Source organism: Cupriavidus sp. BIS7, assembly GCF_000292345.1.
Classification (GTDB): domain Bacteria; phylum Pseudomonadota; class Gammaproteobacteria; order Burkholderiales; family Burkholderiaceae; genus Cupriavidus.
The window spans coordinates 1-1,255 of record NZ_ALOU01000012.1; the positions used below are offsets into that span (position 1 = coordinate 1).

Sequence of the window (1,255 nt, forward strand, 5' to 3'; positions counted from 1 at the left end):
TGTAGTGGTCAAGTAATTTCGGACAGGCAGATAGGTTGTTTCACTGTCGATTTCGCCTCGTAGGCAGCGGGCGACAGATACCCCAGGGTTGAGTGCAAGCGCACCGGGTTATAAAAGCCAACGATGTACTGGGTGATGTCGCGCCGTGCCTCGGCGTGGTTGGCGTATTGACGCTGCCAGACGCGCTCCATCTTCAGGTTCAGGAAGAATCGTTCCGTCACCGCGTTATCCCAGCAATTGCCTTTTCGACTCATGCTGCAAACAATCTGATGGCGTGCCAACAAGGCCTGATACTCCGCGCTCGCGTACTGACTGCCCCTATCCGAATGCAGCAGCAGTCCCGGCGCTGGCCTTCGTTGCTGCAGTGCCATGCTCAGTGCCGACATCACCAGGTCGGCCGGCATGGTCGGCGCCATCGACCAGCCCACGACCTTGCGCGAGTACAAGTCCAGCACGACAGCCAGATACAGCCAGCCCTGGGCCGTGCGAACATAGGTGATGTCCGACGTCCAGGCCCGATTCGGCTCGGCCACGTCAAATTGCCGGTTCAGCACGTTCTCTGCCACTGGCAGGGTGTGCTTGCTGTCAGTCGTCGACACGAACTTACGCTTCCAGGTCGCACGCAAGTCCGCCTCGCGCATCAGCCTACGAATGCGGTACCGGCCAAGGCGCACCCCTTGTTCCCGCACCGCATGCATGACACGCCTGCTGCCGTAGCTCGCGCCGCTCGCAGCAAACGCCGCTTTGACGTGGGTCTGCTCCTGCAGAGTCTTCATGCTTGGCTTGGCGCGGCGGTGCGCATAGTAGCCCGAGCGGCTCACCTGCAATACCCGGCAGGCGTTACTGACCGATACGGCCTCCTGTTGCAAGTGGGCTACCACCCGGTAGCTCACTTCAGTTCCCGCGCAAAGAAGGCCGAGGCTTTTTTTAGTAACGTGTTGTCCTCACGCAGTTGCCGATTCTCCGCCTCCAGTTGCCGGATGCGCTGCTGCTCCGCCGTCAGCGGCTTGCCCACGCCAGGCCCGCCAGCGCACTCTGCATCGTACTGCGCCATCCAGCGCCGAACGGCCGTCTCACCAAGCTCCATCGACCGGCAAACCTCGCTGACCGATAATCCTTGGTCTCGCACCATCCGTACTACTTCCAGCTTGAAGCTGGCGTCAAATTGTCGGCGCCTTCTTGTCATCTATCTTTCTTCCTCGTCGATTCCGGATTGTCCTCCTATCGACCTGTCCGAGGAAATTAGACCACCACA

At 60.1% G+C, this 1,255-nt stretch carries 1 protein-coding gene; it reads right to left on the reverse strand.

Annotated features, from left to right (window positions below; all coding sequences use genetic code 11):
- Positions 1–8: 8 nt before the first annotated feature.
- A protein-coding gene (locus tag B552_RS0105010) for an IS3 family transposase (RefSeq protein ID WP_202802746.1) occupies positions 9–1,186 on the reverse strand; the annotation gives its coding sequence in 2 pieces (ribosomal slippage) (positions 9–919 and positions 919–1,186; 1,179 coding nt in all).
- Between the last annotated feature and the right edge of the window lie 69 nt (positions 1,187–1,255).